The organism is Streptococcus sp. HMSC068F04, assembly GCF_001837455.1.
In the GTDB taxonomy this organism is placed as follows: domain Bacteria; phylum Bacillota; class Bacilli; order Lactobacillales; family Streptococcaceae; genus Streptococcus; species Streptococcus salivarius_D.
Window position 1 is genome coordinate 1 of sequence record NZ_KV832467.1, and the last position, 16,800, is coordinate 16,800.

Annotated in this window: 18 protein-coding genes and 1 tRNA gene; 11 read left to right on the forward strand and 8 right to left on the reverse strand. The window is 40.8% G+C overall.

The genetic code is table 11. From position 1 onward, the window contains the following. Positions 1 to 22: 22 nt before the first annotated feature. Together HMPREF2571_RS02645 and HMPREF2571_RS02650 are read right to left on the reverse strand one after the other, a co-directional pair. Positions 23 to 325, reverse strand: coding sequence for a hypothetical protein (locus HMPREF2571_RS02645; protein ID WP_070847137.1), 303 nt, complete (start codon positions 323 to 325; stop codon positions 23 to 25). Further along, positions 322 to 741, reverse strand: a complete 420-nt coding sequence (locus HMPREF2571_RS02650) for an HIT family protein (protein ID WP_070847139.1) — start codon at positions 739 to 741, stop codon at positions 322 to 324. Before HMPREF2571_RS02650 ends, HMPREF2571_RS02645 begins: the two co-directional genes overlap by 4 nt. A gap of 64 nt (positions 742 to 805) precedes the next feature. On the opposite strand from HMPREF2571_RS02650, the gene HMPREF2571_RS02655 reads away from it, so the two are divergent. From HMPREF2571_RS02655 to HMPREF2571_RS02675, 5 genes are all read left to right on the forward strand, one after another. Then, positions 806 to 1,537 carry an ABC transporter ATP-binding protein gene (locus HMPREF2571_RS02655; protein ID WP_070847141.1) on the forward strand — a complete coding sequence of 244 codons (732 nt, stop codon included), beginning with the start codon at positions 806 to 808 and terminating at the stop codon, positions 1,535 to 1,537. Next, positions 1,537 to 2,571 carry an ABC transporter permease gene (locus HMPREF2571_RS02660; RefSeq protein WP_371106571.1) on the forward strand — a complete coding sequence of 345 codons (1,035 nt, stop codon included), beginning with the start codon at positions 1,537 to 1,539 and terminating at the stop codon, positions 2,569 to 2,571. The genes HMPREF2571_RS02655 and HMPREF2571_RS02660 overlap by 1 nt, the downstream gene beginning before the upstream one ends. Before the next feature lie 57 nt (positions 2,572 to 2,628). Beyond that, positions 2,629 to 3,420 (forward strand): cell cycle regulator CcrZ, encoded by a 792-nt coding sequence (gene ccrZ, locus HMPREF2571_RS02665; RefSeq protein ID WP_002884270.1) that lies wholly within the window; start codon positions 2,629 to 2,631, stop codon positions 3,418 to 3,420. Positions 3,421 to 3,429: 9 nt separating this feature from the next. Next, a complete protein-coding gene (gene trmB / locus HMPREF2571_RS02670) occupies positions 3,430 to 4,071 on the forward strand; it encodes a tRNA (guanosine(46)-N7)-methyltransferase TrmB (protein WP_003096317.1) in 642 nt (213 codons plus the stop codon). Positions 4,072 to 4,129: 58 nt separating this feature from the next. After that, positions 4,130 to 4,216: transfer RNA gene (locus tag HMPREF2571_RS02675), tRNA-Ser, on the forward strand. Positions 4,217 to 4,287: 71 nt separating this feature from the next. Here HMPREF2571_RS02675 and HMPREF2571_RS02680 read toward each other — a convergent pair. After that, positions 4,288 to 5,469: an aminoacetone oxidase gene (locus HMPREF2571_RS02680; protein WP_049528392.1), complete on the reverse strand. Its 1,182-nt coding sequence runs from the start codon at positions 5,467 to 5,469 to the stop codon at positions 4,288 to 4,290. 112 nt (positions 5,470 to 5,581) lie between these two features. On the opposite strand from HMPREF2571_RS02680, the gene ilvD reads away from it, so the two are divergent. Next, positions 5,582 to 7,300 (forward strand): dihydroxy-acid dehydratase, encoded by a 1,719-nt coding sequence (ilvD, locus tag HMPREF2571_RS02685; protein WP_014632703.1) that lies wholly within the window; start codon positions 5,582 to 5,584, stop codon positions 7,298 to 7,300. A 157-nt stretch (positions 7,301 to 7,457) separates the two neighbouring features. On the opposite strand, the gene HMPREF2571_RS02690 is transcribed toward ilvD, so the two are convergent. Together HMPREF2571_RS02690 and HMPREF2571_RS10650 are read right to left on the reverse strand one after the other, a co-directional pair. Further along, positions 7,458 to 7,817 (reverse strand): metal-sulfur cluster assembly factor, encoded by a 360-nt coding sequence (locus HMPREF2571_RS02690; RefSeq protein WP_013991066.1) that lies wholly within the window; start codon positions 7,815 to 7,817, stop codon positions 7,458 to 7,460. A gap of 146 nt (positions 7,818 to 7,963) precedes the next feature. Further along, complete coding sequence (locus HMPREF2571_RS10650) at positions 7,964 to 8,131, reverse strand: hypothetical protein (RefSeq protein WP_153300619.1); 168 nt, start codon at positions 8,129 to 8,131, stop codon at positions 7,964 to 7,966. Between the two features lie 202 nt (positions 8,132 to 8,333). Here HMPREF2571_RS10650 and HMPREF2571_RS02700 point away from each other — a divergent pair, with 202 nt between their 5' ends. The 3 genes from HMPREF2571_RS02700 (at position 8,334) to HMPREF2571_RS02710 (ending at position 10,403) form a co-directional block, all read left to right on the forward strand. Next, positions 8,334 to 8,870 carry a DUF536 domain-containing protein gene (locus HMPREF2571_RS02700; protein ID WP_002884601.1) on the forward strand — a complete coding sequence of 179 codons (537 nt, stop codon included), beginning with the start codon at positions 8,334 to 8,336 and terminating at the stop codon, positions 8,868 to 8,870. Between the two features lie 48 nt (positions 8,871 to 8,918). Further along, a complete protein-coding gene (locus HMPREF2571_RS02705; protein ID WP_070847145.1) occupies positions 8,919 to 9,509 on the forward strand; it encodes a 3'-5' exonuclease in 591 nt (196 codons plus the stop codon). Between the two features lie 165 nt (positions 9,510 to 9,674). Next, entirely contained in the window at positions 9,675 to 10,403 is a 729-nt protein-coding gene (locus HMPREF2571_RS02710; protein WP_045001502.1) for a MerR family transcriptional regulator, read from the forward strand. A gap of 50 nt (positions 10,404 to 10,453) precedes the next feature. Here the strand turns inward: HMPREF2571_RS02710 and HMPREF2571_RS02715 are convergent, their stop codons facing one another. Beyond that, on the reverse strand, positions 10,454 to 13,096 hold the full coding sequence (locus HMPREF2571_RS02715) for an FtsX-like permease family protein (RefSeq protein WP_070847147.1): 2,643 nt from the start codon (positions 13,094 to 13,096) through the stop codon (positions 10,454 to 10,456). Positions 13,097 to 13,110: 14 nt separating this feature from the next. After that, positions 13,111 to 13,812, reverse strand: coding sequence for an ABC transporter ATP-binding protein (locus tag HMPREF2571_RS02720; RefSeq protein WP_045001504.1), 702 nt, complete (start codon positions 13,810 to 13,812; stop codon positions 13,111 to 13,113). Positions 13,813 to 14,902: 1,090 nt separating this feature from the next. Here HMPREF2571_RS02720 and HMPREF2571_RS02725 point away from each other — a divergent pair. After that, the gene (locus HMPREF2571_RS02725) at positions 14,903 to 15,520 is read left to right on the forward strand and encodes a hypothetical protein (RefSeq protein WP_045769077.1); all 618 of its coding nucleotides are present in this window, start codon (positions 14,903 to 14,905) and stop codon (positions 15,518 to 15,520) included. A 110-nt stretch (positions 15,521 to 15,630) separates the two neighbouring features. Here the strand turns inward: HMPREF2571_RS02725 and HMPREF2571_RS02730 are convergent, their stop codons facing one another. Then, positions 15,631 to 15,930 carry a YbaB/EbfC family nucleoid-associated protein gene (locus HMPREF2571_RS02730; protein ID WP_002884818.1) on the reverse strand — a complete coding sequence of 100 codons (300 nt, stop codon included), beginning with the start codon at positions 15,928 to 15,930 and terminating at the stop codon, positions 15,631 to 15,633. A gap of 302 nt (positions 15,931 to 16,232) precedes the next feature. Here HMPREF2571_RS02730 and HMPREF2571_RS02735 point away from each other — a divergent pair, with 302 nt between their 5' ends. Further along, entirely contained in the window at positions 16,233 to 16,742 is a 510-nt protein-coding gene (locus HMPREF2571_RS02735; protein WP_070847181.1) for a hypothetical protein, read from the forward strand. Positions 16,743 to 16,800: the final 58 nt, after the last annotated feature.

Genomic DNA, 16,800 nt, shown 5'->3' on the forward strand with positions numbered 1-16,800 from the left:
AAACCACCCGTTAGACGGGTGGTTATGATTCTTTATCCTCACCCTGATATTTTTTCAAGCGTTCTTGGATGATGTTGAGTCGGGGTTCGAGGTCTTTTTTGAAGACGCGTGTTTTATAGTTGAGGTCTTGTTTGATGTCAGCGAGAACAAGGTTTTGTTCCTTGATGATGTCAAGGTTGCGTTTGATATTGTCCAGATCGTGAGAGATATTTTCTCGTGATTGGTTGAGGTCTAGGATTTCCTCTTTGATGCCTTCACGTCGTTTATAGGCGTAGTAGGCACCGTAGGCAAGAGTTCCAAGAGCTAGAAAGCGTCCGATTTTCATTCTGTTACCTCTTTAGCGATGATGTCAGCAAGGTCGGCCAGGGCAGCGAAGTCTGGTTCGTGTTCGTCAAATCCCATGTGGATACCATCGTCTGCACCGTAACGAGGAACGAGATGAATATGAGCGTGGAAGACGGTTTGTCCAGCAACTTCTTCGTTGTTATTAAGGATATTCATGCCGATAGCTTTTGTTGCTTTTTGCACGGCACGAGCAATTTTTGGAACACGGCTAAAGACAGTCTCAGCAGTCTCAGCAGACATTTCTAAGATGTTACGAACGTGCTCTTTAGGAATAACCAAGGTATGTCCTTTTGTAGCTTGTGAAATATCGAGGAAGGCTAGAACCTTGTCGTCCTCGTAGACTTTTGATGAAGGGATTTCTCCAGATATAATTTTACAGAAAATACAATTATCCATAATAACGACCTTTCCATGAGTTTTTGTTATAATAGATTATATCATACCAAAGAGAGAAAAGATAATGCTTAAATTAGAAAAGGTGACGGGTGGTTACGCTAATATTCCCGTCCTAAAAGATGTGACTTTTGAGGTGGCTGATGGTGAATTGGTTGGTCTCATTGGTCTTAATGGTGCTGGGAAATCAACAACAATTAACGAGATTATTGGTCTCTTAACACCTTATGGGGGACAGATTGCCATTGATGGGTTAACTATTCAACAAGATCCAGCTAGCTATCGTCAGAAGATTGGCTATATTCCTGAAACGCCAAGTCTCTATGAAGAGTTGACGCTTCGTGAACATTTGGAAACGGTGTTGATGGCCTATGGTCTTGATGTGACTGAGGGGATGGCACGTGCGGACAAGTACCTCAAACTCTTTCGCTTAGATGAAAAGTTAGATTGGTTCCCGACTCAGTTTTCAAAGGGAATGAAGCAGAAGGTCATGATTATCTGTGCCTTTATTGTTAACCCCAGTCTTTTCATTGTTGATGAACCCTTCTTGGGTTTGGATCCCTTGGCAATCTCCGACCTAATTGAGCTTTTAGCTGAGGAAAAAGCTAAGGGCAAGGCGATTCTCATGTCTACCCACGTTTTGGATTCAGCTGAGAAGATGTGTGATAGCTTTGTGATTTTGCACCATGGACAGGTCTTAGCACAGGGGACTCTCGAGGAGCTCCGTCAGACTTTTGGCGACGATAGTGCTAGTCTTAACGATATCTACATGCAGTTAACTAAGGGAGAATTGTCATGATAGCTAAGCTATTTAAGGAGCGTAGCAAGCGATTCAATGCCCGCTGTGCTAAGTATAGTCGCTACGTGTTTAATGATCATTTTATCTTGGTTCTTCTCTTTTTGTTGGGTTTTGTCTTGGTCCAGTATAGCCAGTTGCTGAAGCATTTTCCAAAAAATCCGTGGGCAATCATTCTTGGCTTGCTTGTGCTTTGTCTGTTATTACCTTTCTGGGGGAATATTGCGACTTATCTAGAACCTGCGGACAAGCACTACCTTTTGGTTAAGGAAGAAGAGGTGCTAGACCATGTTAAGAAGGCAACAGGGCGTGCTTTTAGATTTTGGGTAATAGTACAAACCCTGATTTTTATTTTAGTTATTCCTCTCTTTTTAGCCTTGGGACTTCCAGTTTGGGGAGTTATCCTTGTAGCTGTGGCTATGGCCATTCTTAAGTATTTTATTTTCCAGAAAAAGGCTCAACCTTTTTATAAGCAGTCTGGCCTGAATTGGACTGAGGCTATTGCAGGAGAAAATAAGCGTCAACAATCGATTCTGAAGTTCTTTTCACTCTTTACCAATGTTAAAGGGATTACGTCGAGTGTTAAACGCCGTGCTTATTTGGATGCTATTCTCAAACGTACAAAGAAAGACAAGGAACATACCTGGTACAATCTTTACCTAAGGGCCTTCTTGCGTTCTGGAGATTACTTTGCCCTTAGCCTACGCCTGTTTGCCCTAACGCTTCTAGTTATCTTTTTGGTTCCTGAAAAATGGCTGGCTATGGTGCTTGTGGTTGTTTTTGACTACCTCTTGCTCTTCCAGCTCACGGCACTTAAATCGCACTTTGCTTATCAGAGAATGGCTAACCTTATGCCAGTTGGAAAAGACATGCAGGTGAGCAATCTTAAGCGCTTGATTACCCAGATTGTACTTGGGATGACTCTGGTACAGGCTGTTTGTCTCTTCGACCTTAAATTTAGCCTGATTTTGGTTGGAATGATGCTAGTTTTGAGCCTTGTTTACCTACCAGCTAAGCTTAAGAAGATGATTGACTAACACCTATTAAATAAGTTAAAATAGAAACAAATGACTAAAGAAAAAGGAGATGCCTAGGTGACATCAACAGATAAAGATTTGAGCCTGACTCCTCTCAAAGGAAATAGTGGTAAGGCCTATATGGGAACTTACCCAAACGGAGATCGCGTCTTTGTGAAGATGAATACAACACCAATCTTGGCAGCTCTTGCCAAGGAACAGATTGCGCCCCAGCTCTTGTGGGCTAAGCGTCTGGGAAATGGTGACATGATGAGTGCACAGGAGTGGCTTGATGGTCGTATTTTGACCAAACATGACATGAACAGTAAACAGATTATCCAAATTCTTGGTAATTTGCACCGCTCTAAACACTTGGTTAATCAACTCTTGCAGTTGGATTATCATATTGAAAATCCTTTCGATCTTCTACACGAGTGGGAGGAAAATGCCGCTTACCAATTGCGTGAGAATGGCTTCCTTCAAGATGTTGTTAGAGATTTGAAACGTCATCTTCCAGAGTTTCGTGCGGAAATTGCAACAATTGTTCACGGAGATGCTCGTCATAGTAACTTTGTCATCACAACCTCAGGATTGATTTATTTGGTTGATTGGGATTCTGTACGTCTAACAGATCGTATGTATGATGTGGCGCAGATCCTCAGCCATTACATTCCATTGGCACATTGGCCCCAGTGGTTGTCATACTATGGCTATAAGAACAATGACCTTGTGATGGACAAGATTTACTGGTATGGGCAATTTTCATACTTGACACAGATTTCAAAATTCTTTGATAGTCGTGATATGGAACATGCCAACCGAGAAATTTATGAACTTCGTAAATTCAGAGAGACCTTGCACAGATATTAGAAAGTAGACATGCGAGTTAGAAAACGTAAAGGTGCAGAGGAACACCTAGCTAACCATCCTCAGTACGTTATCCTTGAGCCGGAGGCTGCTAAAGGTAAGTGGCATGAGCTTTTTGGTAATGACAATCCTATCCATATCGAGGTAGGATCTGGTAAAGGGGCCTTCATTACTGGTATGGCCCAACAAAACCCTGACATCAACTACATTGGTATTGATATTCAGCTGTCTGTATTGAGCTATGCCTTGGATAAGGTTTTGGCTTCGGGTGCTGAAAATGTCAAACTCTTGCGCGTGGATGGTTCAGCCTTGACCAATTATTTTGAAGATGGCGAAGTGGATATGATGTATCTGAATTTCTCAGATCCATGGCCTAAGAGTCGCCACGAGAAACGTCGTTTGACATACAAGACTTTCCTAGATACTTATAAGCAAATTTTGCCTGAAAATGGAGAGATTCACTTTAAGACAGACAATCGTGGACTTTTTGAATACAGTTTGGCGAGCTTTTCACAATATGGAATGGTTCTCAACAAAGTTTGGTTGGACCTTCATGCCAGTGATTATGAAGGCAACGTCATGACTGAATATGAGCGTAAGTTTTCGGAAAAAGGTCAGGTCATCTACCGAGTAGAGGCTCAGTTTAAAGATTAACTCTTGAAAACTTGATTAAAAATAACGATTAGTCTATTAATGGCTAATCGTTTGTTGTGGAGAGGTCGCATAGAGGCCGAGTGCGCACGCTTGGAAAGCGTGTAGTCCTTAACGGGGCTCGGGGGTTCGAATCCCCTCCTCTCCTTTGAGTAATAGACAAAAGGTCCCTTCTGTCATAGAAGGGACCTTTTTGTTGTCGTTAATTGAAAAATCTTCCTAGTCCCAAGGGCTCTGTATACCTGCTACCCAACCAGTACAGAGGGCGCTAGTGATATTAAAACCGCCGGTATGGGCATTGATGTCAAGGACCTCTCCTGCAAAGTGTAGGTGAGGGACTTTTTTACTTTCTAGGGTCTTGGGATTAATTTCCTTAAGGTCAACGCCACCTTTAGTCACAAAGGATTTGGCAAGTGACATTTTACCTGTGATTGGAATTTCCATGTCCTTAAGCTGACTGATAATATTTTCCAAGTCTTTGGGGTGCAGTTGTTTAACCTTGCTATCAGCCTTATCTTCTGCTAGGAATTCAGCAACACGCTCAGGCACAAGCGCTTTGAGGGTGTTTTTGACAGATTTCTCACGGTTTTCTTCAAAGTAAGTCTTGAGATTTTCTTGGCTTTGGTTGGGAAGAAAGTCCAGATGAGCGATCTCACCACCCTTAACAAAGCTAGAAAGACGTAGGGCGGCTGGTCCAGATAGGCCAAAATGGGTGAAGAGAAGGTCGTGAGTAATCTTGTGTTTGCCATAGGACAGAGTGACATCGTCAAGAGAAATTCCCTGCAAAGCCTTGTGGGGAAAGTCGGTTAGGAGTGGACTTTCCGCAGCTTCAAGATCAGTGACATGGAGTTTAAAATGGCGGGCAATATCATGTCCAAAACCAGTTGAACCAGTCGATGGGTAAGATTTTCCTCCAGTTGTGACGATGAGCTTATCACTGGTAAAAGTCTGGTCTGAAGACTTAACTTGGAATTGCTCATCAACCTTTTTGACAGAGACAACTTCTGTATTGGTAAGGATACTAGCACCCAGTTCCTGAATTTTATTTTCTAGAGCTTGGATGATGGTCCGTGATTTATCTGTCTTAGGGAAGACACGTCCGTGATCCTCAACCTTGAGTTTGACACCATTGTCCTCGAAAAAAGCAATGATATCGTGGTTATCAAATTGTGAAAAGACGCTATAGAGGAAACGTCCATTACCAGGAATGCCTGCTAGAAGATCGTCTAAAGTCCCGTTGTTAGTAACATTACAACGTCCACCGCCAGTACCAGCCAGCTTCTTTCCGAGACGTTTGTTTTTTTCAATTAGGAGGGTTTGTTGGCCATAGAAGGCTGAGGCGATGGTCGCCATCATGCCAGCAGGTCCCCCACCAATAACGATAGTATCAAAATGTTTCATGCCTTTATTTTAGCATAATTTAAAAAGGGAGAATAGTTGGTAAATGGTCAGTTTTTTTAGACAATTTATGTTAGAATAGGAGTAGAAGTCTAAATTAGAATAGTTATTAACTATGGAGGAAAATATCGTGTCTGAAAATAACATGAAACACCGTTCATCTGTCTACGATAGCATGGTTAAATCGCCTAACCGTGCCATGCTTCGTGCGACTGGGATGACGGATGATAGTTTTGAAAAGCCTATTGTTGGGGTTATCTCAACTTGGGCTGAGAACACACCATGTAATATCCACTTGCACGGTTTTGGTCAAATTGCCAAAGAAGGTGTTAAAGACGCGGGTGCTTGGCCAGTTCAATTTGGTACGATTACCGTTGCTGATGGTATTGCCATGGGGACACCAGGGATGCGTTTCTCATTGACATCTCGTGATATCATTGCTGACTCAATCGAAGCAGCTATGGGTGGTCACAACGTCGATGCCTTTGTGGCTATCGGTGGATGTGATAAGAACATGCCTGGTTCTATGATTGCCATTGCTAACATGGATATTCCAGCGATTTTTGCCTATGGTGGTACCATTGCACCAGGTAATCTTAACGGTAAGGATATCGACTTGGTTTCTGTTTTCGAAGGTATCGGTAAATGGAACCACGGTGATATGACCGCTGAAGAGGTTAAAGAGCTTGAATGTAATGCCTGCCCTGGCCCTGGTGGTTGTGGTGGTATGTATACTGCCAACACAATGGCGACAGCAATCGAAGTAATGGGGATGAGTCTTCCAGGATCATCATCTCACCCTGCAGAATCAGCTGAGAAGAAAGCAGATATCGAAGAAGCAGGTCGTGCGGTTGTTAAGATGCTTGAACTAGGTCTTAAACCATCAGATATCTTGACACGTGAAGCCTTTGAAGATGCCATCACCGTCACAATGGCACTTGGTGGTTCAACCAATGCGACACTTCACTTGCTCGCTATTGCTCACGCCGCTAATGTTGATTTGACACTTGAAGATTTCAACGATTTCCAAGAGCGTGTGCCTCACTTGGCTGACTTGAAACCATCAGGTCAATATGTCTTCCAAGACCTTTACAATGTCGGTGGTGTGCCAGCCGTTATGAAATACCTTCTTAAGAATGGTTTCCTTCACGGTGATCGTATCACATGTACTGGTAAGACTGTTGCAGAAAACTTGGAGGCCTTCGATGATTTGACACCAGGTCAAAAAGTCATCATGCCACTTGAAAATCCTAAACGTGCTGATGGTCCATTGATTATCTTGAAAGGTAACTTGGCTCCAGAAGGTGCGGTTGCCAAAGTATCAGGGGTTAAAGTTCGTAACATTACTGGTCCTGCTAAAGTATTTGACTCAGAAGAAGATGCCATCGAAGCCGTTCTTTCTGATGAAATCGTTGATGGCGACGTAGTTGTTGTACGTTTTGTAGGTCCTAAGGGTGGTCCTGGTATGCCAGAAATGTTGTCATTGTCATCAATGATCGTTGGTAAAGGTCAAGGGGACAAGGTTGCCCTCTTGACAGATGGACGTTTCTCAGGTGGTACTTACGGACTCGTTGTTGGTCACATTGCTCCTGAAGCTCAGGTTGGTGGACCTATTGCCTACCTCCGTACAGGTGATATGGTTACAGTTGACCAAGATACTAAAGAAATTACTATGCACGTTTCAGACGAAGAGTTGGCGAAACGTAAAGCTGAAACTGAGTTGCCACCACTTTATAGCCGTGGTGTCCTCGGTAAGTATGCTCACATCGTTTCATCAGCATCTCGTGGTGCCGTTACCGACTTCTGGAACATGGATAAATCAGGTAAAGCCTAATTACATGATATAAAATAAAATCACACCGGACATTTGTTCGATGTGATTTTTTGGTGTTAAATCCTGAGACAGTTGATGGCAGCATCATGAAAAAGTGATCGTCTATCTGCTGTTAGCCTCAAAAAAACCGGTTGGAAATGTCCAATCGGTTTTCCTTTTATTTTCCGCCTCGAGGTGAGATACCAAGAGCAATACGTCCATAACGACTGATACGTGTCATCTTCCAGACAGGTGAATAAGTGGTTTCTACCTTGACAGAGTTAATGCCGTCGATGGCTTTTAGCTTTTCAGCGATTTCATAAGGCATTGTCTCTTCACAGCCACAACCAGTATCAGTAAAGGTCATAAGGAAGTAGCAGTGGCCATTTTCATCGACGGTGATTTCATAAATCAAACCAAGGTTGTAAATATCTAGCTCAATTTCAGGGTCGAATACAGTGGTCATTTGTTCAACGATTGGCTCTAAGAAGGGCTGGGCCAAATCATTGACCTTAATATCATCACGGAAGTTTTTCATAGGACTCATTCTTTCTATTTTGCTTTTGCTTATTATGGCATAATTTAGGGCTTTTTTCAATCTCGGATGGCAATATGAGGCTTTAGTGAGCGAGTGGATTGACAATAAAAAAACTCCAACAGTCAAACCGTTGAAGATAATGTGATTTATGCTTCAATATCAAGTAGTTTTGCAACCAAGGTTGCTCGAATGCCACCCATAATTGGAGCAAGAATGAAAATCCCAAACCTTGTGGAATTGTTCTCACCATTCCTAGATACAACAGATCTGATACCGACCAAACCCAATTTGGAAGTACCGATTGTTTTAGTCAAAGACTTTCCTTCTATATACATTTATACCCACACATAGTTTACCAAAAGCTTAGCTTCCTATCAAGTAAATTGTTTGAAGAGTGAAAGGAAAAAGGGACTTAAAAAGAGCCCTTCAGATATCCAGAATAACTAGTCAAATTGACAGAAAGGAGTGATTGTGATATTCTCATAGTGAGACATTTCAAGAGAAAATGAGGCTATTATGAGTATTGAAAAGACAGTCAGCGAGATTGCTGAAATCCTTGGCGTTAGTCGTCAAGCAGTCAATAATCGTGTCAAACAACTTCCAGAAGAAGATTTAGAAAAAAACGCTAAAGGGGTTACTGTCGTTAAACGCAGTGGCTTGATTAAGTTGGAGGAAATCTACAAGAAAACCATCTTTGACGATGAGCCAATCGATGAAGAAACAAAGCAACGTGAGTTGTTAGAGATTCTTGTAGACGAGAAAAACTCTGAGATTGCCCGTCTTTATGCTCAGTTGAAGGCTAAGGATGAGCAGTTGTCTAACATGGATGATCAATTGCGTGTCAAAGACGTTCAAATCGCTGAAAAGGACAAGCAAATTGATCAACAGCAACAATTGACTTTGACTGCTATGAAAGACAAGGAAGAGCTTAAACTGGAACTCGATGAGGCTAAGGTTGAGGTTGACGAAGCCAAGGCCCAAGTGGAAGAAATCCAGACCAAACAAGAAGAAGCTTCTAAAAAAGGTTTCTTTGGACGTCTATTTGGAAAATAAAAAAGAAGCTGGGACTCAGTCTCAGCTTTAACTATTATAGGAGATAAAATGGAAAATTTAGAAACTTATATTGCCTTTGATTTGGAGTTCAACACAGTGGATGGGGTTAGCCATATTATCCAAGTATCGGCCGTTAAGATGGACCAGCACAAGGAAGTGGGCCAGTTTGATTCTTTCGTCTATTCGGATGTTCCTTTGCAGTCCTTTATCAATGGTTTGACGGGAATTACAGCGGACAAGATTGCCAAGGCACCAATGCTAGAGTCCGTTCTGACGGACTTTAAATCATTTGTTGGTGACACTCCACTTATCGGCTACAATGCCCTTAAGTCAGACTTGCCTATTTTGTCGGAAAATGGTTTGGACTTGGAAGAGCAATATGCTTTAGATGTTTTTGATGAGGCTTTTGACCGTCGTGCTTCGGATTTAAATGGTATTGTCAACCTCAAGCTAACCAGTGTGGCGGATTTCTTTGGAATTAAGGGACATGGTCATAACAGTTTGGAGGATGCTCGGATGACTGCTCAGATTTACGAGAAGTTTCTCGAATTAGATGAGAATGCCAAGCTTCTGGAGCAACAGGAAGAAGTCAGTAACAATCCTTTTGCGGCTTTAGGTTTGGGCGGCCTTTTCGACTAAAGCTTTACAAGAGTTGTAAAGAGTGATAGCCAACTTTTTCTGTAAGAAAAGAAAATCCTCTAGGGTTAGGGCTTGCATATTACCTTGCGTTATAAGGTAGAATCTAGGTATCAAAGGTGGTGAAAGACCTCCTTTGATAGAAAATCTTAAAAGGAGGTGACTGAGATGTCGCAGTTTTCAACAGGAGAGTTGGCTAAAGCAGCAGAAGTGTCTGTTAGGACTGTCCAGTACTATGATCAACGAGGGATCTTGACGCCATCTGAAGTCACAGAGGGTGGTCGGAGAATCTATCACGAATCAGACTTGGAACGCCTACAAGTCATTTGTTTCTTAAGAGATTTGGATTTCTCAATTAATCAAATCAAGAAACTCTTGCAAGAGGAGAATAGGGAACAGGTTTTAGAGCTTTTATTGACAGACCAAATTGAAAGCTTGGAAAAGTCTTCAGAGGAAATAGAGGTCAAACTAAAACGTGCCCGTCACTTGCAAAAAGCAACTGCTAAACGACATCAACTTTCGCTGGAAGATTTGTCAGACATTTCACGTCTTATGGAAAATCAAAAATCATGGCGTCATTTGCAGTTGAGAATGTATGGGAGTGTCATTCTAACCTCCCTTCTTTATCTGATGGGCCTACTGGTTGTCATTTATTATTTTAAGGATCCCAGAGGTTTGTTTGTTGTCTGTCCGACATTTTTAATAGCCATAAATCTATTGGTATATCATTATAGAAAGCAGGTTGAATACCTCTGTCCTAATTGTCATAGGATCTTTGATCCAAGTTTTAAAGAATTTGCCATTGCTGGACATACACCAAGGACTCGTAAGCTGACTTGTCCTCATTGTCATGTGAAAACCTACTGTCTGGAGTTGGCTAAGACTAAAACAAAATAGGTTATCGAACATAAAAAACGCTTGAGAATTACTTCTCAGGCGTTTTTAGCTTATTCAACTGAGCTTAGGGCTTCAAGCATATTAAGGTTGGCAAGACGTTTGTTGACGACGAAGCCAAGGATAATAAGGATTATGCCGATAAGGACAGCTGGTAAAAGGTAGGTAGCCAATCCGAGAGATGGATCAAACATGATACGATCTGGAGGAATGATGCTTACCATATAATGGTGAAGTGCCTGTCCAAGACCGAACCCTACGAAGATACCGATGATTGAAAGGTAAATGGTTTCACGATAGATGTAGAGGGATACTTCGTTATTGTAGAAACCAAGAACCTTAACGGTTGAAAGCTCGTGGATACGTTCTGAAACGTTGATGTTAGTGAGGTTATGGAGAACAACCACAGCAAGGAGAATGGAAACCGTAATCAAGATACCAATAACCTGTGTCAATGAATTGACCATAGTGCTAATCTGCAGTTTAAGGTTGTTGTTTTGAACAACACCGTAAACATTAGGTAAGTTGATGAATTTGGCTGCCATATTTTCAACATTTTGCTTAGTTGGTTCAGCGAGAGTAACAAGGTTGGCATTATTCACTGAAGGTGTTCCAAAAGCTTTTTGGTAGTAGCTAGCATTCATAAAGAGGAAATGCCCCATGTACATTTCAGTGATACCAGCTATCTTAATCTTGACAGATTCATCCTGACTGTTTTGCACAGTAATGGTATCTCCAACCTTTAGGTTTAGGAGTTTTGCCATTTTTTCAGAGATAATAGCTCCGTCATTAGATAGCTTGAGAGTCTTATTACGGTCTCGGTCATGCAAGCTAACGTAACTATCAACGAGTTTATCGTCACGGTCGTTAAAGACAAGGGTTGAGATTTCTTGGGTGTCCTTGTTGCTACCGGCAATTTTTTGCAAGGTTTCAAAATGGACATTCAAGTATTCTTTAACGTCCTTGCTATCGAGGAGTTTAGTGAGTTCCTCATCCAAAGCACTTGACGTATTTGGTTGCTTGGCAACAATCATATCATAGTGAATGATGTCTTCAAACTGTTGCTGGTTAAGGTTAGATACAGAAGATCGAATGCCTAAACCTGCGAAGAGCAGTGCGATAGAACCAGCGACACCAAAGAGTGTCATAAACATCCGTTGCTTATAGCGGAAAATATTACGCATGGTAACTTTTTCCGTAAAGCTGAGACGTTTCCAAAGAGGTGTGATGCGCTCTAGGACAATCTTAGCTCCTGCACGAGGTGGTTTTGGAAGGAGGAGTTGGGAAGGTTTTTCCCAGAGCTCTTTCTTGGCAACCGCAAAGGCAGGTAGCACAGCAGATAAGAGACCTAAAAGGAAGGCCACAAGAGTAAGTCCTAGGTAGAAGTGCAATTCGAAAGCGGGAAGTTTCAAATCGCTCTTATAAGTGTTGTGGATTAGAATCGGAAGTAGTGTATGACCGGTAATAACACCTGCAGTTGTACCAGTAATACTCGTTATCAAACCATAAATGACGAATTTATGGATAATTCGCGAATTACTGTAGCCTAGGGCGTTGAAGATACCAGCCTTACCACGTTCCTCTTCAACAAAGCGTCCCATGGTTACAAAGGTAACCAAAGCTGCCATAAAGTAGAGAGCGACAGGGAAGATGTTACTCACATCGTGAATGATGTTAATATTACTTTCATAAGCAACATATCCCTCAGAACCCGGAATCTCTCGACGAGAGTAGAATTGATAGCTAGGCGCTGGTAAATTATCAACCATTGCTTGACTTTCTTCGAGTTCTTTTTGCTTGGCTTCAATCTTGGTAGTAGCTTCTTTGACGCTAGCGGCTTCGGCAGGGTTGCTTGTAGCCATTTGCTGGGTCTGTGCGAGTGCTGTTTCAAGTTCTTGTTTAGCTTGAGTAATTTGAGCTTGAGACTGTGACTTGATTTCAGCGAGGCGTTTCTCAGGTTCGTCTTTAAAGAGTTCCTTGAGTTCAGTCTTTCGTTCAGAAATCTTATTTGCGTATTCCTCACTAAAAGGACTAACATTTTCTAAATCCTTGTAGCGGATGCGGGCAATCATGTAATCATTAGAGGTGAAGTCCGTCTCTGGAACAATGGCATAGCCATCCAGTTTCCCCGTACCAGCACTGGCATTACCAAGGCGGTTCCTAGAGAGAAGTTCAGAGGAATTAACAAAACCAGTAATGGTATATGTTTGTTCCTTTAATTGTTTTTGCCCTGAGCTATCTACTGGCTCAGAAAAGTTAATCTTATCTCCGACGCTATATTCTTCTTTATAAGTTGAGGAAAGAGCAATTTCCCCGTCCTTAGTAGGAAGTTTCCCCTCAATAAGGTCGTAAGTAGAGATTTTCTTAGGTTTAGAGAAAATACGAAATGCCGTATTCGTCCCCTTGATGACAGCATCTTTGAAATAACCATACTCGATATCTACATTCTTCTTTTTAATCGTATTGAGAAGGTCCTGATCGGTTTGGTTGATACTGTAAGTACTGATTAAGGTCAAGTCAGCTGTTTGATGCGTCTTGAAGAAGTGTTCCCCAGTTTTTTTCATATTAGGAGAAGTTACTTTAAGACCAATCAAGGCAAAGGATCCCAGTGCCATAAGCAAGGCAATAGAGAGCATACGCCCTTTAGAAGCTACAAAGGTTCGCCAAACATCTTTCCAATAAGTTGTTTTTTTCATGACGGTGCTCCTTTCTAGTATTCCAAGTCCTCGATTTTTTGTGGATTAGGATTAAGTTCCACACTCTTAATCTTGGCATCGTGCATTCGAATGACACGATCGGCGATTGGAGCTAGAGAAGCATTATGGGTCACGATAATAACAGTTGTTTCCTGTTTGCGAGCCATTTCTTGAAGGAGGGTCAGGATTTGTTTCCCTGTTTGATAATCCAGAGCCCCCGTTGGTTCATCACAAAGAAGGATCTTTGGATTTTTGGCAACGGCGCGTGCAATGGCAACACGCTGTTGCTCCCCACCAGATAGTTGTGATGGGAAGTTGTCTAAGCGGTCTCCCAAACCGACTTCGACGAGTGTTTGAGTAGCATCTTTAGCGTTTGGAACGATTTCGGATGCTAGTTCGACGTTTTCCCTGGCCGTAAGGTTTGAAACTAAGTTGTAAAATTGGAACACAAAGCCAACGTCCTCACGACGATAGGTTGTCAGTTCTTTAGCTGTGTATTCAGAGATATCCTTACCATCAATAATGACGCGGCCTTCGTCATTGGTGTCCATACCACCCAAGATGTTAAGAACGGTTGATTTCCCGGCACCAGAGGCACCGAGAATAACGACAAGCTCCCCTTTTTCAATATCAAAGCTTACGTCGTTGTTTGCGATAATTTCCAGATCACCGGTTTTATAGCGTTTATAGCTATGCTTCATTTGAATATAAGCCATGAATTTCCCTTTCATACGAAAATAATGATGCTGATAATTACCTATCTTTCCGTACTCTATTGTAACGGATTTTCCTTGGAATATCTAGGTTTTGAAGCAAAAAAAGGTTCAAAAGACGATAAGATTTTCTTACATGTGACAGAAATTTGAGTGAAGCGTTTACACATGAGAAAAACCTATTCTAGATGAGCTTTGAGTGAGGTGAAAATTTGGTGGAATAGTTATAAAGTTAGGTTATTTTTAGTCTTTTACTGAGTGGATTTCCCATTTTTCCAAATTTCCATCATTGTCGGAGACTTTAGGTCGGTAAATGTTTCACCATAGGGGTGTCAGAGGGAATCTACTTTTGCGTCAGAGTTGATGATGGATAAAGAGTTTTTTCATAGTTTCGAGCATGGATATATCCAGAATACCGCCATTTTTTTGCATTTGGAAGATACATTTTCTATATGGGTTAATTTATTCATGGGGAAATAGCGGCCTTTTCGTAATCATTTTTTGTGTGTTAGTTATTTTTAAAGAAGTTGTAAATACTTTAAAATTAGATATCTAAATGAGAGGTGCGCATTTTTAGAATGAGTTGTTTATTGGGATGCGTTTTATAAATACTTTTGTTGTAGCTTTCTTTGGTCTAATTGAGGGGTTTTAGTTTCTAATAGTATTTTAGGATGTTGAAAACTCCACTTCCTGAATCAAGAATTCTTTTTATAGTTGCATTTAAAGTGTTTGGACAGAATTTTGCTATCCGATAAATTTTTGGAGGAGGTAAGTCAGCAAAAGTGGTTTCTGAAGAATCTGTCTAAAAAACAAGTATTATTTCCCTAAGTACCATTTAAAGAAATTACCATTTGCATAGCGTAAAAAAGCTAATCAGATAATAGATTGTCATCAATTTTAAGACATGAAGTTGTCATTTATTTAAAATGCTTAAAAATTAAAGAAATGCTTGAAATCAAGGTTTTTGCATGCTAAGATTGTTATCTGGGTGAAGGGTTGGTCAAACAGCTCAACCAACCTTTTACCACCTACAGCAGCAAATTGGACTCGTTGTTAGCCAGTTAGAGCTAACCAAACAAATAGTGAGGGATTTATGATTAAAAACAAAGATAATGGTTTTATCGGCAAAGCAGTAATCAGCTTGATTGCTACTTTGGGGACTCTAGCTCTATTCATGGGTACCAGTGGAGCTTCAGCTGATGTCAAAGAAGCTCCAAAACTTGATTTAGATGCTAATCAAACTAAAGTTCAAACCGTTAGTGATGAGGAATTGAAGACCCATGATGGACAAGCTCAAGAGACGAAGAAGCAAGAAACACCTGGACAAAAACAGCCAGAAACTGAAGGAACTAAAGTTTCAGATGAGGAAACTCCTGACTACATCGTTATCACTGAAGTAGTGGACTCATCGGAGCATAAGCAGGACGCTAATCAAGTGGTTGATGGTGTCGCTCAAACGCTTAACCCAGACTTGTTGAATGAGATTTTAGCTCAAACTAGCGAAGTTGGAGAATACCAGATTTATGTCAAGAATGCTGATGAGCTATTAATTTCAGGACCGGTACCTATCCAAACAGCGAATGAAGATGTGAATTACCCTAATTTAGAAAGTTCATTAAATTCAGCGAGCATCTACTTAGGTCAAAAGAATCGCTATAAATTGGCCAACGAAGAAGACGCACAGTCAGGTCTTGCTTTGGTTGAAGAATAAAATTTTTATATGACTATCTTAAAAAGACTTGGATTTCTTGTTCAAGTCTTTTGTATGTTATGACTGAATTGTTAATAGAAAAAAGGAACTGCGAGATTCCTTTTCATTTTTTAGAATGGCAATTTACCGGCAAAGGCACCCATTGATTTTTTAGTCGCTTCGTCAATTTGTCCAAGAGCATCGTTAAGTGCTTGAACAGTCATATCTTGAAGTGTTTCCACATCATCAGGATCCACGACAGCATCAGCAAAAGTGATGTTGACCACTTTTTTGTCACCAGTCAATTCAGCAACAACCAAGTCTTGTGCTGATTTTCCAGTGAAGGTTGTAGCAGCCAACTCAGCTTGGCTTTTTTCCATTTGTTTCTGAAGCTTTTGAGCTTGCTTCATCATGTTCTGCATGTTCATCATAATAGTTTCTAGATTCCTTTCATATCAAGGGGTTAGCCCTTGTTTGTTAAAATTTACTGCCCACTTCTACCCAGAAATAAGTAGTATAAAAATCTTAACTATTATACCATGTTTAGCTTGATTGACAAAGTGGGGAGGAGTATTGAAGAAATTTGTAAAGACTTGATTTTTTCTTATTCATAATAAATGTTAGAGTAATTACAAATCATTAAATTGTAAGACCTATGATAAATACGGTACAATGGTTTATTGTTAATCCAGTCAAAATTCGATTGGAGATAAAAAGGAAAGAGAAGATGACAATGCAAAAAAGCAATATTTTAGGGATTTTTGTAGGACTATTTATGGGGCTGGTTACAGTCTTAGGAATGAGCCTATTTACTTTTATTAATATAAAATTTAACTCTGTTTATTATGCTCAACATATTCCTCATAAGGAGGGGACAGAGCCGGACATCATTATGCTGATGGAGAATAATGACTGGATTTATACACCGGAAATAGATGGTATTAGCTATGATGATGATGGGTCGTACGCTATAACGAGAGAAAAAGGAACGAAAACGTCCATATTAGATTTTTCAGGTGATACTCTCTATTTTTTCTCGGGCTCAGGTGAAAGTTATCTTTTTAATCGAAATTTTTCTATCCAGCATGCTTTTGACAAACATTATCACACTATTAAATATAAGCAACGTACAATTCAAAAAGAAATTAGAGAGACCGTTCAACCAGTGATTGATGAGCAACCAAAACCATTAATTAATCTTCAGTGGCTGTTTAATTTAATTTACCAAAGTAGGTTTAACTAGAGAAAAGGATAGCATAGAAGTGTTTTGTAGGGACTCCTGCCTTTGCTATTTGAAAGTA

Bases quoted from the DNA above. Each gene is read 5' to 3' on its own strand.
- HMPREF2571_RS02645 (WP_070847137.1), bottom strand. From the start codon at position 325: ATGAAAATCGGACGCTTTCTAGCTCTTGGAACTCTTGCCTACGGTGCC.
- HMPREF2571_RS02650 (WP_070847139.1), bottom strand. From the start codon at position 741: ATGGATAATTGTATTTTCTGTAAAATTATATCTGGAGAAATCCCTTCA.
- HMPREF2571_RS02655 (WP_070847141.1), top strand. From the start codon at position 806: ATGCTTAAATTAGAAAAGGTGACGGGTGGTTACGCTAATATTCCCGTC.
- trmB (WP_003096317.1), top strand. From the start codon at position 3,430: ATGCGAGTTAGAAAACGTAAAGGTGCAGAGGAACACCTAGCTAACCAT.
- HMPREF2571_RS02680 (WP_049528392.1), bottom strand. From the start codon at position 5,469: ATGAAACATTTTGATACTATCGTTATTGGTGGGGGACCTGCTGGCATG.
- ilvD (WP_014632703.1), top strand. From the start codon at position 5,582: ATGGAGGAAAATATCGTGTCTGAAAATAACATGAAACACCGTTCATCT.
- HMPREF2571_RS02690 (WP_013991066.1), bottom strand. From the start codon at position 7,817: ATGAAAAACTTCCGTGATGATATTAAGGTCAATGATTTGGCCCAGCCC.
- HMPREF2571_RS02700 (WP_002884601.1), top strand. From the start codon at position 8,334: ATGAGTATTGAAAAGACAGTCAGCGAGATTGCTGAAATCCTTGGCGTT.
- HMPREF2571_RS02705 (WP_070847145.1), top strand. From the start codon at position 8,919: ATGGAAAATTTAGAAACTTATATTGCCTTTGATTTGGAGTTCAACACA.
- HMPREF2571_RS02710 (WP_045001502.1), top strand. From the start codon at position 9,675: ATGTCGCAGTTTTCAACAGGAGAGTTGGCTAAAGCAGCAGAAGTGTCT.
- HMPREF2571_RS02715 (WP_070847147.1), bottom strand. From the start codon at position 13,096: ATGAAAAAAACAACTTATTGGAAAGATGTTTGGCGAACCTTTGTAGCT.
- HMPREF2571_RS02720 (WP_045001504.1), bottom strand. From the start codon at position 13,812: ATGGCTTATATTCAAATGAAGCATAGCTATAAACGCTATAAAACCGGT.
- HMPREF2571_RS02725 (WP_045769077.1), top strand. From the start codon at position 14,903: ATGATTAAAAACAAAGATAATGGTTTTATCGGCAAAGCAGTAATCAGC.
- HMPREF2571_RS02730 (WP_002884818.1), bottom strand. From the start codon at position 15,930: ATGATGAACATGCAGAACATGATGAAGCAAGCTCAAAAGCTTCAGAAA.
- HMPREF2571_RS02735 (WP_070847181.1), top strand. From the start codon at position 16,233: ATGCAAAAAAGCAATATTTTAGGGATTTTTGTAGGACTATTTATGGGG.